Annotated in this window: 18 protein-coding genes; 9 read left to right on the top strand and 9 right to left on the bottom strand. The window is 61.0% G+C overall.

What is annotated here, in order from left to right; translation table 11 throughout:
• Positions 1-35 precede the first annotated feature (35 nt).
• Positions 36-923 (top strand): LysR substrate-binding domain-containing protein, encoded by an 888-nt coding sequence (locus tag FHS81_RS08930; protein WP_183752158.1) that lies wholly within the window; start codon positions 36-38, stop codon positions 921-923.
• A 24-nt stretch (positions 924-947) separates the two neighbouring features.
• On the opposite strand, the gene FHS81_RS08925 is transcribed toward FHS81_RS08930, so the two are convergent.
• Positions 948-1,886 carry a hydroxymethylglutaryl-CoA lyase gene (locus FHS81_RS08925; RefSeq protein ID WP_183752156.1) on the bottom strand — a complete coding sequence of 313 codons (939 nt, stop codon included), beginning with the start codon at positions 1,884-1,886 and terminating at the stop codon, positions 948-950.
• 22 nt (positions 1,887-1,908) lie between these two features.
• Positions 1,909-3,312, bottom strand: a complete 1,404-nt coding sequence (locus tag FHS81_RS08920; protein WP_183752154.1) for an aminotransferase-like domain-containing protein — start codon at positions 3,310-3,312, stop codon at positions 1,909-1,911.
• A gap of 172 nt (positions 3,313-3,484) precedes the next feature.
• On the opposite strand from FHS81_RS08920, the gene FHS81_RS08915 reads away from it, so the two are divergent.
• The 6 genes from FHS81_RS08915 (at position 3,485) to FHS81_RS08890 (ending at position 10,964) form a co-directional block, all read left to right on the top strand.
• Positions 3,485-4,825: a hydroxymethylglutaryl-CoA reductase, degradative gene (locus FHS81_RS08915; RefSeq protein WP_183752152.1), complete on the top strand. Its 1,341-nt coding sequence runs from the start codon at positions 3,485-3,487 to the stop codon at positions 4,823-4,825.
• Positions 4,826-4,924: 99 nt separating this feature from the next.
• Positions 4,925-5,416 (top strand): hypothetical protein, encoded by a 492-nt coding sequence (locus tag FHS81_RS08910; RefSeq protein ID WP_183752150.1) that lies wholly within the window; start codon positions 4,925-4,927, stop codon positions 5,414-5,416.
• Between the two features lie 4 nt (positions 5,417-5,420).
• A complete protein-coding gene (locus tag FHS81_RS08905) occupies positions 5,421-6,803 on the top strand; it encodes a tripartite tricarboxylate transporter permease (protein WP_183752141.1) in 1,383 nt (460 codons plus the stop codon).
• A 255-nt stretch (positions 6,804-7,058) separates the two neighbouring features.
• Positions 7,059-7,898 (top strand): N-formylglutamate amidohydrolase, encoded by an 840-nt coding sequence (locus tag FHS81_RS08900; protein WP_183752139.1) that lies wholly within the window; start codon positions 7,059-7,061, stop codon positions 7,896-7,898.
• Positions 7,895-9,781, top strand: a complete 1,887-nt coding sequence (locus FHS81_RS08895) for a flavohemoglobin expression-modulating QEGLA motif protein (protein WP_343052459.1) — start codon at positions 7,895-7,897, stop codon at positions 9,779-9,781. The genes FHS81_RS08900 and FHS81_RS08895 overlap by 4 nt, the downstream gene beginning before the upstream one ends.
• Before the next feature lie 136 nt (positions 9,782-9,917).
• On the top strand, positions 9,918-10,964 hold the full coding sequence (locus FHS81_RS08890; RefSeq protein WP_183752135.1) for a glutathione synthetase: 1,047 nt from the start codon (positions 9,918-9,920) through the stop codon (positions 10,962-10,964).
• A 269-nt stretch (positions 10,965-11,233) separates the two neighbouring features.
• Here the strand turns inward: FHS81_RS08890 and FHS81_RS08885 are convergent, their stop codons facing one another.
• The 7 genes from FHS81_RS08885 to FHS81_RS08855 all read right to left on the bottom strand — a co-directional run bounded on the left by FHS81_RS08885 (position 11,234) and on the right by FHS81_RS08855 (position 17,412).
• On the bottom strand, positions 11,234-11,437 hold the full coding sequence (locus tag FHS81_RS08885; RefSeq protein WP_183752133.1) for a hypothetical protein: 204 nt from the start codon (positions 11,435-11,437) through the stop codon (positions 11,234-11,236).
• Positions 11,438-11,575: 138 nt separating this feature from the next.
• Complete coding sequence (locus tag FHS81_RS08880; RefSeq protein WP_183752131.1) at positions 11,576-12,145, bottom strand: type 1 glutamine amidotransferase domain-containing protein; 570 nt, start codon at positions 12,143-12,145, stop codon at positions 11,576-11,578.
• Positions 12,146-12,147: 2 nt separating this feature from the next.
• Positions 12,148-12,978: an alpha/beta fold hydrolase gene (locus FHS81_RS08875; protein WP_183752129.1), complete on the bottom strand. Its 831-nt coding sequence runs from the start codon at positions 12,976-12,978 to the stop codon at positions 12,148-12,150.
• A gap of 221 nt (positions 12,979-13,199) precedes the next feature.
• Positions 13,200-14,516 (bottom strand): MFS transporter, encoded by a 1,317-nt coding sequence (locus FHS81_RS08870; protein ID WP_183752127.1) that lies wholly within the window; start codon positions 14,514-14,516, stop codon positions 13,200-13,202.
• A 172-nt stretch (positions 14,517-14,688) separates the two neighbouring features.
• Positions 14,689-15,141 carry a YaiI/YqxD family protein gene (locus FHS81_RS08865; RefSeq protein WP_183752125.1) on the bottom strand — a complete coding sequence of 151 codons (453 nt, stop codon included), beginning with the start codon at positions 15,139-15,141 and terminating at the stop codon, positions 14,689-14,691.
• Positions 15,141-16,898 carry a DEAD/DEAH box helicase gene (locus FHS81_RS08860; protein ID WP_183752122.1) on the bottom strand — a complete coding sequence of 586 codons (1,758 nt, stop codon included), beginning with the start codon at positions 16,896-16,898 and terminating at the stop codon, positions 15,141-15,143. The genes FHS81_RS08865 and FHS81_RS08860 overlap by 1 nt, the downstream gene beginning before the upstream one ends.
• Before the next feature lie 145 nt (positions 16,899-17,043).
• On the bottom strand, positions 17,044-17,412 hold the full coding sequence (locus FHS81_RS08855; RefSeq protein ID WP_183752120.1) for a DUF488 domain-containing protein: 369 nt from the start codon (positions 17,410-17,412) through the stop codon (positions 17,044-17,046).
• Positions 17,413-17,817: 405 nt separating this feature from the next.
• Between FHS81_RS08855 and efeU the strand changes: the two genes are divergently transcribed.
• On the top strand, positions 17,818-18,654 hold the full coding sequence (gene efeU / locus FHS81_RS08850; protein ID WP_183752118.1) for an iron uptake transporter permease EfeU: 837 nt from the start codon (positions 17,818-17,820) through the stop codon (positions 18,652-18,654).
• Positions 18,655-18,693: 39 nt separating this feature from the next.
• Positions 18,694-19,911: an iron uptake system protein EfeO gene (gene efeO / locus FHS81_RS08845; protein ID WP_183752115.1), complete on the top strand. Its 1,218-nt coding sequence runs from the start codon at positions 18,694-18,696 to the stop codon at positions 19,909-19,911.

Below are 19,911 nucleotides of genomic sequence, written 5' to 3'. Positions count from 1 at the left end.
GAATATCTCAACCGATAGATGATCAAAATTCATTTATGAACCAGCCGAGAAAACTCCCACCCCTGAGCGCGCTGCGGGCTTTCGAGGCCGCTGCGCGACATCTCAGCTTTCAGAAGGCGGCGGAGGAACTGGCGGTTACGCCCACTGCCGTCAGCCACCAGATACGGCTGCTCGAACAGACGCTCGGCCTGCCGCTTTTCGAGCGGCACGTCAGGCGTGTTTCGCTAACGGCGGCAGGTGCGCACCTTTATCCGGTACTGCGCGAGGGGCTGGATAATTTTGCGCATGCGATTGCAGAACTTTACCCCCAGAGCAGGCGCAAGGCCGTCACGGTCACCGCCACGACGCTGTTCACCGCCCGCCGTCTCATACCGGCGCTGGGACAGTTTCAGCAGGCATGGCCGCAGTTTGAATTGCGGCTATATGCTTCGGACGATGCCGTCGATCTGGCGGGCGGAGCCGCCGATATCGCCGTGCGTTATGGATCTGGGCCGTTCCCCGGCCTTGTCAGTGAGCCGCTATGCAGGGAGCGCTTTGGCGTTGTCTGCAGCCCGTCTCTCCGGTTGCGGCAGCCGGCGGATCTGCGCGAGCAGACCCTCATCCACTCCGAATGGCGGCGCAAGGATGTGCAGCCCGATTGGGCCAGATGGTGCGCGCTGGCCGGCATCACGGATATCGACGTAGAGGCAGGCCTGCGCTTCACTGACGAGAGCCATACCATTCAGGCGGCCATCGCAGGGCATGGCGTTGCGATCACCAGCCTCATCCATGTCGAGGATGAGTTGTCGCGCGGGGTGCTGGTGCATCCGTTTGGCCCGGTGCTGGACGGGCACGCGTATCATCTGGTGGCGACACAGGACAACATGGCCTGCGAAGACGTGCAGGCGGTGCGAGACTGGCTGCGGGCCGTGACATCAGGATGAGTCCGACCCGCTTTATGCCAGCAATCAAGCGCTGGCAGACATCGCCTTTGCAACACTGGACGCTGGCGGCCGGCCAAGATGACCGGCGATGAACCAAGCCGCTTCGACAAGCTTGGCCAGGTCGATGCCCGTCTCAACGCCAAGCCCGTTCAGCATATAGACCAGATCCTCGGTGGCGACGTTGCCGGTTGCGCCCTTGGCGTAGGGACATCCGCCAAGCCCACCGACAGACGCGTCGAATGTGGTGATACCACTATCGAGACAGGCCAGTGTGTTTGCCAGTGCCTGACCGTAGGTGTCGTGGAAATGCAGCGCCAGCGCTTCGGGCGGGACATCCTTGCTGACGCGGGCAACCATCTCCGCCGCCTTTGCAGGTGTGCCCACACCAATGGTGTCGCCAAGCGAGACTTCATAACAGCCGAGTGCGTGGAGTCGTGCCGTCACGAACGCAACGGCATCCGGAGCGATAGCGCCTTCCCAAGGGCACCCCAGCACGCAGGAGACATAGCCGCGCACGCGGATGCCCTCTTCCCGTGCGCGTTCCAACACCGGCTCGAAACGCTCAAGGCTTTCGCTGATGGAGCAGTTGATGTTGCGCTGCGAAAAAGTCTCCGATGCGGAGGCAAAGATCGCGACTTCTTCCACGTTGCTGGCAATCGCGGCCTCAAGCCCTTTCAGGTTAGGCACGAGCACCGGATAGTTCACGCCTTCCCGCTGCTTCAAGCCCTGCAAAACCTCAGCCGTGTCTGCCATTTGCGGCACCCAGCGCGGCGATACGAAACTGCCGGCCTCGATAATGCGCACGCCAGCGTCCGCGAGCCGCTCGATCAGCTCGCGCTTGACGGCGGCTGGCACGGTGACGGCCTCATTCTGCAAACCGTCGCGCGGCCCGACATCGACAATGGTGACGGATTTCGGCAGCGACCGTACCGGAAAAGGCAGAACAGGCAGAGAGTTGGACATCGTTTCCTCACCGTTGGTTTTGTTAGGAGTTCTTATTCTGTGCAACATGTCGGCGCATCAGCGCCAGGAACTTCGGGTCGGCGCCATAGGCCACATTCACGCGCATGGCCTGCGGGTGCGTCGACAGGCGATCCGGGTGGAACACCCGCCCGGGAGCCAGAAAAATGCCTTGCGCCACAGCTTCGGCATGAAGCGCCAGTTCATCGACCCCTTCGGGTAGAAACACCCACAAATAGAAGCCGGGCGCGCGCGGCACCTCAAACTGCAATCCAAGATCGCCAAGCGCGGCAATGGAGCGGGCGAATGCATCATCGACCCGTTTGCGCAGCCGCCTCAGATGACGCAGATACTGGCCGCTGTTGATAAGATGGGCAATCAGGCGCTCGATATAATCCGACGAAGCCACCATCGTCAGCATTTTGAGATCGGCCAGCGCCGACACCAGCGATGGCTTGCCGGCGATGAAGCCGCAACGCAGGTTGGCGGACAGCGTTTTGGAAAATGTACCGACATAAAGCACGCGATCAAGCTGATCCAGCGCCGCCAGACGCGGCAACGCATTGGGAATCATGTCGGCAAAGGCGTCATCCTCTACGACATGGAAACCCATGCGCGACGCCAATTGCAGCAGGCCGAAGGCAACTGCCGGCGACAGGGCGCTTCCTGTGGGATTGTGTGCCTGAGACTGGGTGAAAAACAGCTTCGGCCTATAAGCGCCGAGCTTTCGGGCGAGGTCGTCGAGATCCGGCCCATCCATCGCGCGCCTGATGCCGACGATTGTCACCCGTGCCAGCGTCAGCTTGGCAAACAACGGATAATATCCGGGGTCATCGACGAACACCACGTCACCCGGCTCAAGCATATGGCGGATGATCAGGTCCAGCGCGTGGTTCGCGCCATATGTCAGCAGAACGCCATCGAGGGAAGCCTTGATCGAGCGCTCCATCAGCATGGTGCGCAGGCGCTCACGCAGCGGTACATAGCCCCACGAGCTGCCATAGCCGTAGTCGACCTCCTCCGCGTCACTCCCGCGCGATCCGGCGAAATGGCGGCGCAGCTCCGAACCCTCCATCCACGACGGCGGTGGCCGCCCGTCGCCGGGGCGCAACTCATAGAACTGGTCAAGCTGCTCGCGCAGCAGAGAAACGATGTCTACCGCCGCATCCACGTGCGGCTTGCCGGGAAATGGCTCGGCGGACACAGGCTCGTTGACGAAATATCCAGACCCCGGCCGCGCGTGGACCAGCCCCTGCGCGACGAGACGATCATAGGCTTCTGCGGCGGTATTCTTCGATACGCCGTGATCCCAGGCCATTTGCCGCACCGATGGCAGCCGGCCACCGAAGGCAAAGGTGCCAGCCGCGATCTGGCGCGCAACATGCTGCACGATCGTTTCAGCCTGGGTGATGCGTTTGCCTGAAGCCATGAACCCGCCGGATGCTACGGAATAGTTTCGTCAAAAACCGTCATGATCGAAAAACGGGGACAGTGTGCGGGAAATTGCCCCCAACTGTCCCTTGATTGTCCCGCTGACTATAGGACAATTTGCTGACGTATCCAACAAGAGATACGGCTAGAGTCACAGATCGGGAGGCATCATGGCCCAGGAAAAGAGTGATAAGGAAACGACAACCGCTGCGGCTCCCGCCACGCGGCGGCAGCTCAATTCACGCCTGGAGAACTACCGCAACAAGTCTCCGGCGGAGCGTCTTGCGCAGCTCAAGGAAGCAGCCAGCCTGTCTGCGGACGATGTCGCGGCGCTTGGCCAACCGGGCGCATTGCCTGTCGAACGGGCCAACGGCATGATCGAGAACGTCATCGGCACGTTCGAGTTGCCGATTGGCGTCGCAACGAATTTCCAGGTCAACGGGCGCGACTATCTCATTCCGATGGTCGTTGAAGAACCCTCGGTCGTTGCGGCCGCGTCCTATATGGCGCGCCTTGCGCGCGAGGGCGGCGGTTTCAGAACGTCGAGCACGCGGCCCATCATGCGGGCGCAGGTGCAGGTTCTGCGCGTCAGAGATCCGTACGGCGCGCGCCTCAGCCTGCTTGCGGCCCGCGATGATATCATCGCTCTCGCCAACTCCCGCGACAAGGTGCTGATCGGCCTTGGCGGCGGCTGTCAGGATATCGAGGTCCACGTTTTCCCGTCATCCGCGCGTGGGCCGATGGTGGTTCTGCATCTTCTCGTCGACGTGCGGGACGCCATGGGTGCCAATACCGTCAATACGATGGCGGAATCTGTTGCACCATTGGTTGAGAATCTGACAGGCGGCGAAGTGCGCCTGCGCATCCTTTCCAACCTCGCAGATCTGCGTATCGCCCGTGCTCAGGTTCGTATTCCCGAAGCAGCGCTGGCGACGAAGGATTTCTCGGGACAGCGGATCATCGACGGCATTCTCGACGCCTATGAATTCGCCGCCATTGATCCCTATCGCGCCGCGACGCATAACAAGGGCATCATGAACGGTATCGACCCCGTTGTCGTCGCCACCGGCAACGACTGGCGCGCAATCGAAGCCGGCGCGCATGCCTATGCCGTCAAGAACGGGCGCTACACCTCGCTGAGCACCTGGGAAGTGGACGGAGCCGGGCAACTCGTGGGCACGCTCGAACTGCCGCTTGCGGTAGGCCTCGTTGGCGGCGCGACAAAAACGCATCCGGCGGCGCAGGCCGCGCTGCGGGTTCTCGATGTCGGCAGCGCTCAGGAGCTGGCGGAAGTCATCGCCGCCGTTGGCCTTGCCCAGAACATGGCCGCCCTGCGTGCCCTCGCGACGGAAGGCATCCAGCGCGGCCACATGGCGCTGCATGCGCGCAACATTGCCATCGTCGCCGGGGCCGAGGGCGATGAGATCGATCAGGTGGCACGCGAGCTGGCCGAAGCCCATGACGTGCGCACGGACAGGGCCAAAGAAATCCTCGCCCGCATTCGCGGCTGAAGACCGCAATCTGCGGGACAACGCGACAGATACCCGCCGGAGCATATCCGGCGGAAGACGATAATCATATAATAATCAGGTTGTTAAGAGGATACGTTCATGGGACATAGAACCCTTGGCACCCCTGCCAGCTCACCTCCGGGGAGCGCCGCGCTTCCGGCCTCCGACTATGATCTGGTCGAGGTGTGGAATGATGTCGTCGACACGCGCCACCTGCTGTGGTCGGTGATCATCGGCGCGGTCATCAGCGTCGGCACGTTTCTTATTGCAGAGCGCATTCTGGCGTCCGTCGTGGATACGCCGGCCATCGCCAAAGCCTATGCGATGCTCGCCGGCGTTCTCGGCTGCATCGTCAGCGGCGTCGTGTCCGCGCTTCTTTTCCCGCCCAAGCGCGTCGTGATCGAAAGCACGAACGACGACGCATGGCGCGATCAGATCATGCGTGATCTGGCTGAAAACCCCAACACGACGATGTCCGAGCGTGATCTCGACCCCGCCGTGATCCGGGAAATGGAGGAGCTTGGCTTGCGCAAGCTCTTCGCATCCTACGGCGACGGCGGCGCCAACGCGCCCGCACAGCGGAAGGAGTGATGTCATGGACGGATTGGTTTACGACATCATCGTCGCCGCCGGCTTCGGCCTTTTCGGCGCAGTTCTCTTCTCCCTCGTCGGCCTCGTTTCAGGCACCGACGAGACGGCAACCATCGCTCCCATCACGCTCCTCGTGGTGCTTCTTGGCGCGCCGCCTGCGGGTATCTTCAGCTTCTGGATGGCTGCTGCCGTTTCGAAGCACATGACGCATGCCGTGCCGACCGCGCTGTTGGGCATACCCGGCGATACCATGGCGACACCGCTGTTGCAGGACGCCACGACCCTGCGCAATCTTGGCGTGCCACATATCGCGCTGCGCAAGATGATCTCGGGTGCGGTGATCGCCGCATTCGTCTCGCTGCCGCTGGCCGTCGCTTTCGCGCTGGTCCTCGCCCCGTTCGGGCAGACCATCACGCAGGCAGCGCCGTGGTTGTTTCTTGGCGCCGCGGTGCTGATCGCCTACTCCTCCGCAGGCCGGTTCGCATCCGTCGCGGCGCTGGTGCCGTTCGTTGTCATCATTCTGGCGTTGCAAGCGCTGACCGGGCAGTACAACGTCAAGCTGGGCGTCAGTTACTTCCTTGGCATCGCCATCGGCCCGCTGATCGCGGATCTGTTTACCGTGCTGTCGCCCGCCGAGCGCAAGCGCATGCACCGCGACAACCTGCGCCAGTTCGCTCTTGCGCCGGATGTGAAGTCCTGGGGCGGATATTTCCCCAATCCGTTCAAGGTTCTGGACAGGAAACAGGCACAGTGGACAGCCGGCGCAGCCGGTATCACCAGCGCGACCTTCGTGTTCAGCCCGGTGGCCATGGCGGTGATCATGGGCGAGCTGGTCGGCTCGCGCATCAAGCATGCCTACCACCGCATCACCAGCGTACTGGCGGTGCGGAACGGCGTGACGGAATCGACGTACATCGCCGAGGCGCTGATTCCGCTGATCGCTTTCGGCCTACCCCTCAGCCCCGTTGCGGCGGGACCGGCCGCGCCGCTGTTCAACGCCCCGCCCCGCTTCACCATCGATACGGCGACCGGCACAGTGAACAACCTGCACACGATGCTGACGCCGCTGGAGTTCCTTGGATATGGCCTGATCGCGGTGGTGCTGGCGGCCCTCGTGGCCTATCCCTTCGCCATGAACTACGCGCGCGGCGCGGCGGCTTTCGTGTCGCGTAATATCAGCCATGAAGCCATCGTCTCCACCTTCGTCGGGTTGGCGCTGGTCATCGGGCTGTGGGAAGGCGGGTTCCTCGGTGTGCTGGTCGTCACCGTCATGGGGTTGGTCGGTGGCCTTCTCTATCGCATCCTGAACTTCAATCCTGGTGTGCAGTTCATGGGTTACTACACCGCGGTCCTGACAGCTCCGGCGTTGATCCGGCTGTTCAGCTGACAAGCCCAGCCTTCCGTCACCAATGAGAATATGCGCCCGGTTTGGTCAACAAATCGGGCGCAGTCTTTTTAGGCCTCACCGGAACCAACAGCCCTTACGCGTTGTTGAGAAACGACAATATTATTGTGCGTTACAGAAAGACGTTGCACGATGATGGCAGCCTGATCGGCAAACGCCAATGCCGATGGGTCATTCGCCCCGGATCTATCCAGCGCTGACGGGCGCGGGTGGCGGGGCATGCCAGAGGGAGAAACCATGAGAGCCGATAACTGGCCCGACCGTCCCACCACCTCACCCGCCTTGTGGTCTGTTCATCGCAGTGCCTCAGCCATTCTTGGAACCGCCATCCATGACGGGCACGGCATGCGGCCGGACACATTGGCGCTCACGGCCCTGTCCGACGAGCAGCGGCTGCGCGAGGAAGATCCGTTCACGGAATACCTGATCCGGGATTTGCCCAACCGCATCGTCGTCCATCGCTCCCGCTTCGAGGTAGACCTTAACCGAGGCCGCGACCAATCCGTCTATCTCACACCGGAACAATGCTGGGGGCTGACGGCATGGCGAGAGCAATTGCCGGATGATGTCGTCGAAACATCCCGCAGCCAGCATGACGACTATTATGAGATGCTTGCCACGACGCTGCGCCAAATGGAGCAGCGGCACGGCGCATTCGTGGTCCTCGATGTTCACAGCTACAACCACCGTCGGCATGGGCCTGACGCTCTGCCGACCCCGCAGGACGAAGCGCCGGATATCAACATCGGCACCTATTCGATGGATGAAGGACGCTGGGGTCACGTGGTCGATGCACTGATGGAACACCTTGCACGCGGATTGATCGATGGGCGAAGGCTCGATGTGCGCAAGAACGTCGCCTTCAAGGGCATGGGCGAGCAGACACGCTTCATCCATCATGCGTTTCCGCAGAGCGGGTGCGCGATCGCCATCGAATTCAAGAAGATTTTCATGGATGAATGGACGGGCCGACCCAACCTGAACGTGCTTGCGCAGTTGCGTTCGCTGCTGGCCGATGCCACTCCGGTTATCGAAAAGGCGCTCGAAACAGGAAAAACGGCTGGAGAAGGCCGGTGAACAAGCAACAACGAGCCCTACAGGCCGAAGCACCGGCGAATGATGCGTTCATAGAAGACATTGTCGCGTGCCTGCGCGCTGGAAAATCGGTTCGAAAAGAGTTGCCGGATGGCGGCCGCCTGCATGTCGACCGCCCTCTGCCGTTCCTGTGCGTCCATATCTTCGATAAGAAGCGGGACTCGGCCGCCGATGACGTTGCATCGGCCCATGCGTCCTATCTGATAGCGCGCGATCTGAAAGAGGCCGCGCCGCTCATCGAGGCCGTTGGCACGGTGATGCAAGAGCGGTTCGGCGCTTTCATCGTTATGAGCGTTGGCGAGCGCAAGAACGACATCTTCCTCACGGATGCCTCGCCCTATCTGCCGCCTTACGAGATGTTTGTTTCGGCCAGCGATGAGCCGCAAACCCGTGATGCGCGCCGGGTGTTCGTCCGTGCCATTCAGGCGGCAGAGGTCAGGTTCCGCACACCTCTCATTGCATGGCCGGAGCCGGACAGAGACCCTTTGACGGCGTTACAGCGCGCCGGCGTGCGATGGCCATGCATCGCGGTGCGGTTCGCACCGATTTATCGCCAGCCCGAATCCGGCGCGAGCTATCCTGAGCTGCGGCAGCGTTTGATCGCGAACGTGGTCGATGCCTGCCTACAAGCCTATGAGGCTTTCGCATCCAACACGGGCGCATTCACCGTTACGTCGCACCGGGCGTTCGGACGTAAGGCTTTTATCGATGCAGTGAGACGCCTTGATCGCTCCATCGACGACATCGTCTCGTCGTTCGATTTTCTGCCGACGCTCACTCCGATCAACGCCGGCCAGGCATGGACGGAGTTCCGCAAAAGCCTCTATCGCGAGCCGCCGCGCTTTTATTATCGCCCGCTGGCCGTCGACATAGAGGCACAGAAGCGCAAGCTTTATGCTGTTTCCTTCGAGCATCTGGAAGACCCAGTGCTCTATCAGCTTTTCCGCGAGAAGCAGCAGGAAGTGGATCTTCAGCTCACCATGCTGGCGGCCATGCATACGCCGCGATTCACGGAGTTCAGCCGCGCACTATATGGCCCAGTGGAGAAAGAGCTGAAGGCCTTGGCCGAGGCCATATTGACAGCCCTGCCACCACGCACGCGCGCGCAGCGCGAAAAAGCTGAGACAGCCAACCGCGACACCGTCGCGGAAGCCGCCCGCGCCATGATCGGCGCTTACCGCGAGAAGATGCCGGAGTTCAACGCCAGTGTCGAAATCCGCAGCGATCTTCCGGCGGGTCTCATGGTCACCGGCAGCCGGTTGCTGGTCGCCAGCGCCACCACCGTCGACAGCAACCGCCTGCACGCCCTGCTCTGCCATGAAGTCGGCGTGCATCTGCTGACTTACTTCAATGGCTCTGTCCAGGGGCTGCGCCTGTTCCGCACCGGGCTTTCCGGCTATGAGGGCGTGCAGGAAGGCTTGGCCGTGCTGGCTGAATATCTTGCCGGCGGCATGACGCGCGAACGCCTACGCCTCATCGCCGGTCGCGTGGTGGGTTGCGCGGCCATGCTCGACGGTGCCACCTTCGACGAGACATATTCCCTGCTCACCAGCACGCATGGTTTCGAGGCATCTGTGGCTTTTGGTATTGCCCTGCGGATCTATCGCGGCGGGGGTCTGTCCAAGGATGCCATTTATCTCAGGGGGCTGACGGAAATATTGGCGCATCTGCGTGCCGGGGGCGCATTGAGCCCCTTCTGGATGGGCAAGATCGCTGCGCGGCATTTCCCCGTCATGCAGGAGCTTGCGCTTCGTGGCCTTCTGCGCCAACCTGCGGTGACGCCATTCTTCCTGGCGTCCGCCGAGGCAAAGCAGCGGCTGCGCGCGGTTCGCGACGGCCTCGAAATCACCGACATGGCCGTATGACGCCCAAAGCATTTTGCGTTCGGAGCAAACCGGCAGCCGAACGCAAACTGCACTGAACTCAAGTCACCGTAGAACAAAAAAAGGAGCGCACGTTCTGATTTCGTCAGCACGTCCGACGTTCTGGAAGGAGACGCCAATGCGCATTGCGTTTTTCGTCAACTCTATCGCAGGGGAAGGCCCGCGCTTCGCCACATCCCTGTTGGCCATGGCGGCGCTCAACCGGGATCATGAGGTTGTATACGTCACACCCGGTGACTTTTCATTGCTGGCTAATGGTAAACTTGCCGTTCACGTCAAGGTTCTGCCGGCAACGAAATACAAGAAACCGGAAACGTTTCACGCAGCCTTGCAGGACAAAGCACTGGAAAGCCGCACCATCGACGTCACCGAGATCGATGCCCTGTTGCTGCGTAACGACCCCTCGTTGGACCTCGTAACACGGCCTTGGGCAGCCTATGCAGGCATCCTGTTCGGCCGCCTCGCCGCGCAGCGAGGTGTTATTGTGCTGAACGACCCGGAAGGGTTGGCGCTGGCCCAGAACAAGCTTTATTTCGAAAATTTTCCGGAGATCGTGCGTCCTCCGGCGCTGATATCGCGCAACATCGATGAAGTGCGCCGCTTTGTCGAGAAACACCGGAAAGGTGTCATCCTGAAACCTTTGCAGGGTTCCGGCGGCAAGAACGTTTTCAAGATTAACTCCATCTCGGAGGCCAATCTCAACCAGATCGTCGAGGCCCTCAGCGTGGAGGGCTATTTGATCGCGCAGCCCTATATTGCCGAAGCCCGCGAGGGCGATATCCGGCTTTTCCTGCTGGACGGCAAGCCGCTGAAACAGGGCGATACCTATGCCGCTATGCGCCGGGTTCCCGCCAAGGGAGATCTGCGCTCCAACATCCATGCCAAAGGCACGGCGGAGCCGGCGGTCATTACCGACGAAATTCTGTCACTAGCGGAGCATGTCCGTCCCAAGCTGGTCATGGACGGCATGTTTCTGGTCGGCATCGATATCGTCGGTGACAAGATACTGGAGGTCAACGTGTTCACGCCCGGCGGCCTCTGGAACATACGCGAGCAGAGCGGCGTCGATTTCAGCGGCCATATCATCAAGTCTGTTGAGAAAAAAGTGCTGCTACAGACGGAGTCGCAAGAGCGCATCGATAATCGGCAGTTGGCAACGCTTTGACGATTGATAGCTTGTATTTCTGCGCCGGCTTGAAATAACACCCCCGCTCAATAAAGGCGGGGGTGTTTTTTTGGCAGAAATATTCCTTCAATTCCGTGCGGAATGATTACATCATATTGATTTATAAAGCGGATGAGTAAAATGACGAAAACATATAAATACGTTGCTTGCATTTGATTGTAAATCGTGATGGACAAAACGGCTACAAATTGTCATGATTTGTTAATTTCTCACACTGGCGGGATTTCGATATGCACTCTGACGCAAAATCAAACACCCACCTCTATATCGACGAGCAGAATAAAGTCCGGATCGTCATCGAGTCTTTCGATGGAAGCACCAGAACGTTGAAGACCGATAGCGGCCAGATCTGCATCGCTGTTGCCGACAATGATCTGGATCAGGTCAAAATCATCGAAAGTGGCGCTGTGCTGCGTCACGTGACGGACGATGCCGTAGCGGCAGCGGCTCATTAACGCAGTTTGCGCTCAAATATAGAGTTTAGAGCGCTCGTTCCGATCACGGCAGAAAATGAAAAACGCACACGCGGCCTGCGTGTGCGTATGATTTCAACGAAGACAGATACAATCGCAATGACGCGCAATCCCGCGTCAAACGCTTGCTGACTGTCCGGGATGTTCGCCTTCAGCCACTTCCTCGATGATCTTGTCGATGAAAGCGGGCAGATCGTCAGGGGTGCGGCTGGTGACGAGGCCCTGGTCCACGACAACTTCCTCATCCACCCAATCGGCGCCGGCATTGATGAGATCCGTGCGCAGGCTCTTGAACGAGGTCAGTTCGCGGCCTTCGATGACATCCGCCTCGGCGAGCACCCAGGGGCCATGGCAAATCGCGGCAACAGGCTTGCCCTGCTCGAAGAAGTCGCGCACGAAAGCAACCGTCTTTTCATCGCCGCGCAGCTTATCCGCGCCAACGGTGCCGCCGGGGATAACCACGGCGTCGAAGTCCTCGGCGGATACGGCTTCGACCGTCTGGTCGACATCATACTCGGCCGCAGGGTCGATATCGTTCTTCACCGTCTTGGCCTTGCCTTTTTCCAGCCCGACGACAGTGACGTGCGCACCGGCCTTTTCCAGCGCCTCTTTCGGCTTTGCGAACTCTGAGTCCTCACTGCCGCGCGGCGCGATCAGAATTGCGACCTTCTTTCCATCAAGTTTCATGATTAGCTCCCGTGTTTGTCCAGAAACGCCAGCAGCGTTTCGTTGAAGTCATCCGCGTGGCTGACGTTGAAGCCGTGCGGCGCACCCGGAACGGTGACAAGTTCACTACCCGCGATGGCGTCGTGGGTGCGCGCGCCAGACCCTTCGATGGGGACGATGAGATCCTCACCGCCATGCAGCACCAGTGTCGGCACCGATATTTTTGTCAGGTCTTCGCGGAAATCCGTTGTGCCGAAGGATTTCATGCATGCCAGCGCCGCGGTCTGGTCAGCCTGCTTGCAGAGGTCGATCGCCTGCTGGCGGGCGCTTTCCTCGACCTGAATGCCTTTTTCGGAGCTGAAGAACTTTGTCGTGAAATCATCGAAGAAAGCATCGCGGTCCCGGCGCAAGGATTGCTCCATCGCCTTCGCATCTTCCTCGGACAGAGGCCCTTCCGGGTTATCCTCCGTTTTCAGCATGTAGGGGGTGACAGCGCCTGCAAACACCACGCTGCGCACACGCTTTTCACCGTGGCGGGCGATGTAGCGGGCGACTTCACCGCCCCCCATCGAAAAGCCGACCAGCGTGACGTCGTTCAGGTCATGCTCTTCCAGAATGCTGGCAAGGTCATCCGCCAGCACGTCATAGTCGTAGCGGGTGCTGTTCTTGCCGGAGCGGCCAAAGCCCCTGCGGTCGTAGGTGATGACGCGGTATCCGACATATTGCAGCGCCGGCACCTGAAAATGCCAGGCTTCGCCGGACAATGGCCAGCCGTGAATAAGCACAACAGCACGGCCGTCGCCGCCGGTATCGTCGACGTGAAGGGCGACGGGATCGGGATGGGATTCGCTCATGCGACCTCCTGTTCGGTCAGACCTCCCTGTTCGGTTGAACATGGATTGTCTATGCTGCCGTAACAGTCCGGTCGCCGGATTGTTCCCCTTTTTAGCTAATCGTGCCTGCTTCTTCAGGCTGTACAGATAAGCTTATCGCCTCGATTTCGGCCGTATTATCTTTTGCGGAACAGTGTTTATACTTGAGCTTGACGCAAACTGACGTCACCGGCTTGTGCTGTTCATCCCGCTGGTCCCGCCTGCCCGCTTGGGCCCTGCTCATCGTCGGTTTGCTGAGCGGCCTGCTCCGCGCTGTCGTCGTCTGTGTTTCCGGCGCGTGGATCGAGAACGAGAGGGGCCGATCTTTGTGTTGGCGTCAGCGGCATCGTCGCGAATTCATCCTGCGTTTCCTCCGGTGCCGGTGCGGCATGAACAGTCCGGAACAGGGAGAAGATCGCCATCAACGCACTACCAGCGCCAAAGACAAGGAAAATGCCGTGCGGGCCGAACCATCCCATCAGTCCCGCCGCGAGCAGAGGCCCGAACATGGTGCCGATGCCATACAGAATGAGCAGGCCGCCCGATATCTTGACGAAACTGGCACTATCGACGTGATCGTTAGCATGGGCGACGGCAATGGAATAGACCGGATAGACCAACCCGCCGAACAGAAATGCCAGCACGAAAATGGTCGAGGCATCTGTGGGCGACAACAACTCCGCCACCGCGGCGATGCCACAGCACAGCGCGCCAGCGCCGGACATCACGAGGCGGCGGTCAATACGATCCGACAGGCGTCCCAGCGGATACTGAAAAACAATCGCGCCTGCCATCGTCACGACGAGCAAAGTGGCGATCTGGGTGGTGCTGAAACCGATCTCCTTGCCGAACACCGGCGCCATATTATTCCAGGAGCCTTCCATGACGCCGCCCAGAATGACGCCGACGGCAGCAGCGGGTGAGGTTCTGAAAAGATCTGGAAGATCCAGCCGCACCTCAGTCAGCGGCTTGGGATGCTGCTGGCGGGACATCGCCGTGGGAATAACCGCGGCGGCAAACATGATCGCACACAGCATGAAGGGAATGGTCAACGCCGGATTCGTCAGGGGCATGATGAACTGCCCCGTCATCATCGCCCCAAGCGACGCAATCATGTAGATGGAGAAAACGAGCCCGCGCGTTTCATTGGTAACGCGTTCGTTCAGCCAGCTTTCGATCACCATGAAGGCCCCGGCCAGCGCAAATCCGCTGACACCACGCACCAGAATCCAGAACACCGGATGCACGATCAGCCCGTGCAACAGCGCCGCAATCGCGAGCAGCGCGGCGAGCGACGCGAACGCGCGCACATGTCCCGCTCGCCTCACAATACGCGGCGCAATAAGGCAACCGGCGGTGAAGGCCAAAGCATAGCCGGTGCCGAGCAGGCCGATCATGTAGATCGGCCACCCCTCCATGGCGCCGCGCACCGGCAGGACGATACTGGCAAGCCCTGCCCCCACCATCATGAAGAACGTGGACATCAGCAGGGAAATGATGGGAACGAGCGCCGAACGCATTGAAATGTCCGCAAGAATACCGAGGTTCCGGCCTCGATGGCCAGACCGCCGACGATAGAGATTCGCAACCAGAATTGCCAGATGAGTGATTACGGCCTGATGTCTGGCGCGCCCTCTGCGCGTATATTATTTTGGGCTATGATGGAATGCGTGTTTGGGACAAAGGCCGTTATCAAGCCCCTTTTCGCCGCAACCGGACAAGCGCCTCGTCGAGCGCCGAGAGGAAGCGCGAACGGTCGCTCTTGCTGAACGGAGCCGGGCCGCCGATGGCATCCCCGTTGGCGCGCAAATCAGCCATGATAGCTCTCACCGCGATTGCGCTGCCGATGGAATTATCGGTGAAGGGCTTGCCATTCGGTGCGATCACCGTCGCACCGGCCTTCAGACAGCGATCTGCGAGCAGGATATCTGCCGTCACGCATATCGTGGTTGCGTCCGCGTGGCTGGCAATCCAGTCGTCTGCCGCATCGAAGGCGGCGCCGACAACCACGCTGTTGACCAAATCATGCGCGGGGACGCGCATGGGGCTGTTGCTCACGATGGTCACCGGCACCGCGTGACGGAAGGCGACCTTGTAGATCTCCTCCTTCACGGGGCAGGCATCGGCATCGACGAGAATGTTCATTACCGCTGGCGGTCAGGCTTTTTGCGTGGTCCTGCCTTGCCGCTGGGCTTGCGAGAGCCTGGCGCTGCCGGCTTGCGGGCTTTATCCGGCCTTGGCGGGCGCGGACCTGCCTTATGTCCGCCAGCCTTATCCGGCCTTGCACGAGCAGGCCGAGACGCGGCACGGGGCGGGCCATCCACGGGAGCGATCTCGACGCCCTCGTCCTCTTCGGCCTTCTTGCGGAACTTCGTCAGGAAGCGAGCAGCCACGGATTGCCGCACCTCGAAAACCGTCTCGTTTTCGGTAATGCGGATCGCGCCAATCTCGCTGCGGCTGACATTGCCGTGCCGGCAGAGCAAGGGCAATATCCAGCGGGGATCGGCGTTCTGGCGGCGGCCGATGTTCAGCCGGAACCACACCCCGTCCTCGAAGTCCGAGCGAGCGGCGCGCTGCGGTGCGGGCGCCTTGTTATCCGCCAGCAACTCTTCCGGCTCCGGCAGCGTCGCACGGTGGACGTGGACCAGCGCGGCGGCGATTTCCTCAGGACTGCGCTCCGCCAGCAGCTTATCCACCAGCGGGCGATCGTCATCACTGACTTCAACCGGCGCGAGCAGACGGGCAATCAGCCTCTCGCTATCGGCGCGGCGGATCTCTTCCGCGGAGGGCGGCGTCACCCATTCCGCATCGATACGTGCGCCCCTCAGCATAGATTCAACGCGCCGGCGACGCGTATAGGGCACGAGCAGGATCGCAGTGCCCTTCTTGCCGGCCCGGCCCGTGCGCCCGGAGCGATGCTGCAACACTTCAGCATCGCGCGGTATCTCGACGTGGATGACGAGCGAGAGGCTGGGCAGATCGATGCCGCGCGCGGCAACGTCGGTGGCGACGCAGACCCGTGCGCGCCGGTCACGCAGCGCCTGAAGCGCCTGATTGCGTTCGCTCTGGGTGTGCTCGCCGGAGAGCGCCACCGTGGCGAAACCACGCTCGGTGAGGCTGGCGTTCAGACGCCGCACGTTCTCACGCGTCGCGCAGAACAGCATGGCCGTTTCCGCCTCGTGAAAACGCAGCAGATTGACGACCGCATGATCGATATCGGAAGGCGCAACCGCCATCGCCTGATAGCTGATGTCGCCGTGGCCGTGGTTTTCCTCAAGCGTCGAAATGCGCAACGCATCGCGCTGATAGCGGCGCGCGAGCGCGATGATCGGCTTGGGCATCGTTGCCGAGAACAGCAGCGTGCGCCGCGTTTCCGGCGTCGCGTCCAGCAACTCGGTCAGATCCTCGCGAAAGCCCATGTCGAGCATTTCGTCGGCTTCGTCGAGGATGACGGTGGCGAGGCCGTGAAGGTCCAGCGCGCCGCGCTCCAGATGGTCGCGCAGGCGGCCGGGCGTGCCGACAACGATCTGTGCGCCCTGCGACAGGGCCCGCCTCTCAAGAGACGGATTCATGCCGCCGACGCAGGTGGCCACGCGCGCGCCGGTCGCGCTGTAAAGCCACTCCAGCTCGCGGCTGACCTGCAAAGCCAGTTCGCGCGTTGGCGCGATGACGAGCGCAAGCGGCGTCGCGGCCTGCAACGCCTTGCTGTCTTCATCCAGCAGATCGCCAGCGATGGCGAGGCCGAAAGCCACGGTTTTGCCAGAGCCTGTCTGGGCGGAAACGATAAGATCGCGCCCCTCGGCATTGGCTTCAAGTACAGCAGCCTGCACCGGGGTAGGCGCAGTGTAGCCGCGCGTCGCTAGCGCTTCTGAAAGAAGCGGGGGAAGGTTATTAAAAGTCATTCTCTCTTGCTTGTGTGTTCCGCGACTCAGATCAGCGGCAACAAGGCGATATTGTCCACTATTGCCGCACGATAGGCGTGTCGCCGCGGCGGCGCAAGAGACCAACCGCATTCCATTTCGTCATAATCCACCGCACACGGCGCGATCAGTCTGCTTCCCGGGCTTTTCGCAGATAATCGGCGAGCGCGACGGCGTTATTGTGCACAGTATCATGCGCGGCGTAAAGAAGCGTCACCGGGCCCTTTGCCAGATAATCGCGAAGGGTATGGACCGCCTCCCCGCTTGTGGAAAGTTCTGCGTGATACCGGCGGCAAAACTCCTCCCACAGCGCGGGGTCGTGGTTGAACCAATGTCGCAGATCAGTGCTCGGGGCGATATTCTTCAGCCAGAGCGTCAAGGCCGCATCATCCTTTCGAATACCGCGCGGCCACAGGCGATCCACGAGAATACGCGCGCCGTCGTCCGGGGATGCCGGATCGTAAATGCGCTTCAACCGGATGGCGCTGTCAGTCATGGGTGAGCCTCTCGCATCGACGGACGCAGGATAACGCGCCGTATACTGTCCAAACAAATAAGCCGGCGAATATCAATTTGCTAATATTCGTCAAAAACGCGCTTGCCTGCCTTATAATACATCATTTATCCAGCGTATGATTGATGTGAACTGCAAATAATGGATACCAACCATAAACAATCGGCATCAGATTATAAGTATTCGAATTACAATGTTATTTTGTATCAATGAATTCAACGGCACTGTCATGGAGAATGAATCATTCCTTGCGGGTCGGTGTGCCCTTCGTGCCAAGGGCGCTTGACTGACAAGAGCACTTGACTGTTTGGCCCACAGGATCCGGCAAAGTATTCGCCGCTTTTCCCGGCAGCATGCCGCATCACAGACAGTTTGGAATGTAGATCAATGCTGGCGCCGTTTCTGATCATGCTGCGCGAGGGGCTCGAAGCGGCTCTGATCGTCGGGATTATTGCGAGCTACCTCAAGCAGACGGGCCGTGCCGGATGGTTGCCCGCCGTCTGGATCGGCATTCTGCTTGCGCTTGCGCTGACGTTGTTCGTCGGCGCGGCTGTGCAGACGCTGGCATCCGGATATCCGCAGAAGACGCAGGAACTGTTCGAGGCGATCATTGGCTTCGTCGCCGTAATCGTGTTGACGTCCATGGTGTTCTGGATGCGCAAGGTGGCGCGCTCGGTCAAGAGCGGGCTGCATCAGGATATCGACGCGGCCTTTTCGGGACAGGGAAACACCGCGCTGGCGCTGATCGGTATGGTGTTCTTCGCCGTGGCGCGCGAGGGGCTGGAGTCGTTGTTCTTCCTGCTCGCCATCTTCCAGCAAAGCGAAGGGCTAGCCGTGCCTGTGGGCGCGCTGCTGGGTCTGCTGGTCGCCGCATTGCTTGGGTACGGCATCTATGTTGGCGGCGTGCGGCTGGATCTGCGCCGCTTTTTCCGCTGGACCGGCGTCTTCATTCTTTTCGTGGCCGCTGGCATCCTTGCGGGCTCGCTACGCGCACTTCACGAGGCCGGGCTCTGGAACAGCCTGCAAACCGTTGTTTTCGACGCCAGCCACGTGCTGCCGCTCGACAGCATACTGGGCAGCGTGCTCTCCGGCGTCCTCGGCTATCAGGAAACGCCCACGGTCGGCGAGGTCATCGTGTATGTCGCCTTTCTCGCGCTGACGCTGCCCTGGTTCCTGAAAGCGCCGGCTGTGTCACCCTCCGTGCCGGCCCGGTCTATCGGCTGACCTCTCCTGCCCTATCCGCACGCAACTCAGGCTATTGTCATGGCATCTTCCCCCAACGGTTCCGGCACGAAAACCCCGCAAAGCACGCCTCCACAGGCTTCGCCGCCTTCCGGACGCCTGACGACGCTCGCGCTTGTCGGCGGCGCGGTGCTGGTCATCGCGGGCGGTGCGGCGTTCTATTTTGCATCGAAAAAAGCCGTACAGCCGGTGCCGGACGATGCCGTCACCGTCACGATCACGGGCAAGACCTGCGATCCCAACGATCTGACCGTCCCAGCGGGGCGGCGCACGTTCAAGATCATCAACAACTCCGACCGCACCGTGGAATGGGAAATCCTCGACGGGGTGATGGTGCTCGAAGAGCGCGAGAACATCGCACCGGGCTTCTCATCGATCCTCAATGCACGGCTGGAAGCCGGCACCTATGAAATCACCTGCGGCCTGCTGAGCAACCCGCGAGGCCGGCTGGTCGTGACGCCATCGGCCGAAAGCACCGACTCCGCCCGCCCGCCGTTGACGGCATTCATCGGGCCGCTTGCAGAATACAAGGTCTACCTTGCGCTGGAAACCAGCGCCCTTGGTGCGGCTGCCGCCGATCTGGCGCAGGCGATCCGCGATGGCGATATCGACCGCGCCCGCCAGCTCTATGGCCCTGCCCGCGCGCTGTATCGCCATATCGAGCCTGTCGCGCAGAGGTTCGTCGATCTCGATTCGGCGATCAACGCCCGCGCGGACTATCTCGACAGGCGGGAGGCCGATCCCGCCTTCACCGGGTTCCACCGGCTGGAATACGGCCTGTTCGATCAGAGCAGCCTGACCGGCCTCGCCCCCATCGCCGACAAGCTGGTGGCTGATATCGCGACACTGGAAGAGCGGCTCGGCACCCTGCAACTGCAGCCCGAGCGCATGGCCGATGGGGCCAATACGCTGTTGACGCGCGTTGCAGGCAGCTTTGGCAGCGACGGTGAGGAGCGATACAGCGGCACCGACCTGGACTCGCTTGTGGCGACACTGGCCGGCACCGCCAAGATCATTTCGCTGCTCAACCCGCTGGTGGTGAAAGCCGATCCGGCCATAGCGGCCGATGCGCAGGCGAAACTCGACGCGGCCACCGCACGGATTGAAGCGCTGCGCACTCCGCAGGGTTACCCGCGTTTCGATGCTCTGGATGCCGGGCAGCGTGCTGCGATCGCCGATGATTTGCGGGCGCTGGCGGAAGCAACCACGCGGCTCAATGCCGCCATCGGTCTGGAGTGA

The organism is Pseudochelatococcus contaminans (genome assembly GCF_014195635.1).
In the GTDB taxonomy this organism is placed as follows: Bacteria; Pseudomonadota; Alphaproteobacteria; order Rhizobiales; family Beijerinckiaceae; genus Pseudochelatococcus; species Pseudochelatococcus contaminans.
Note: the sequence above shows the minus strand (reverse complement) of the source record. Positions and strands in the feature narration are given on the sequence as shown.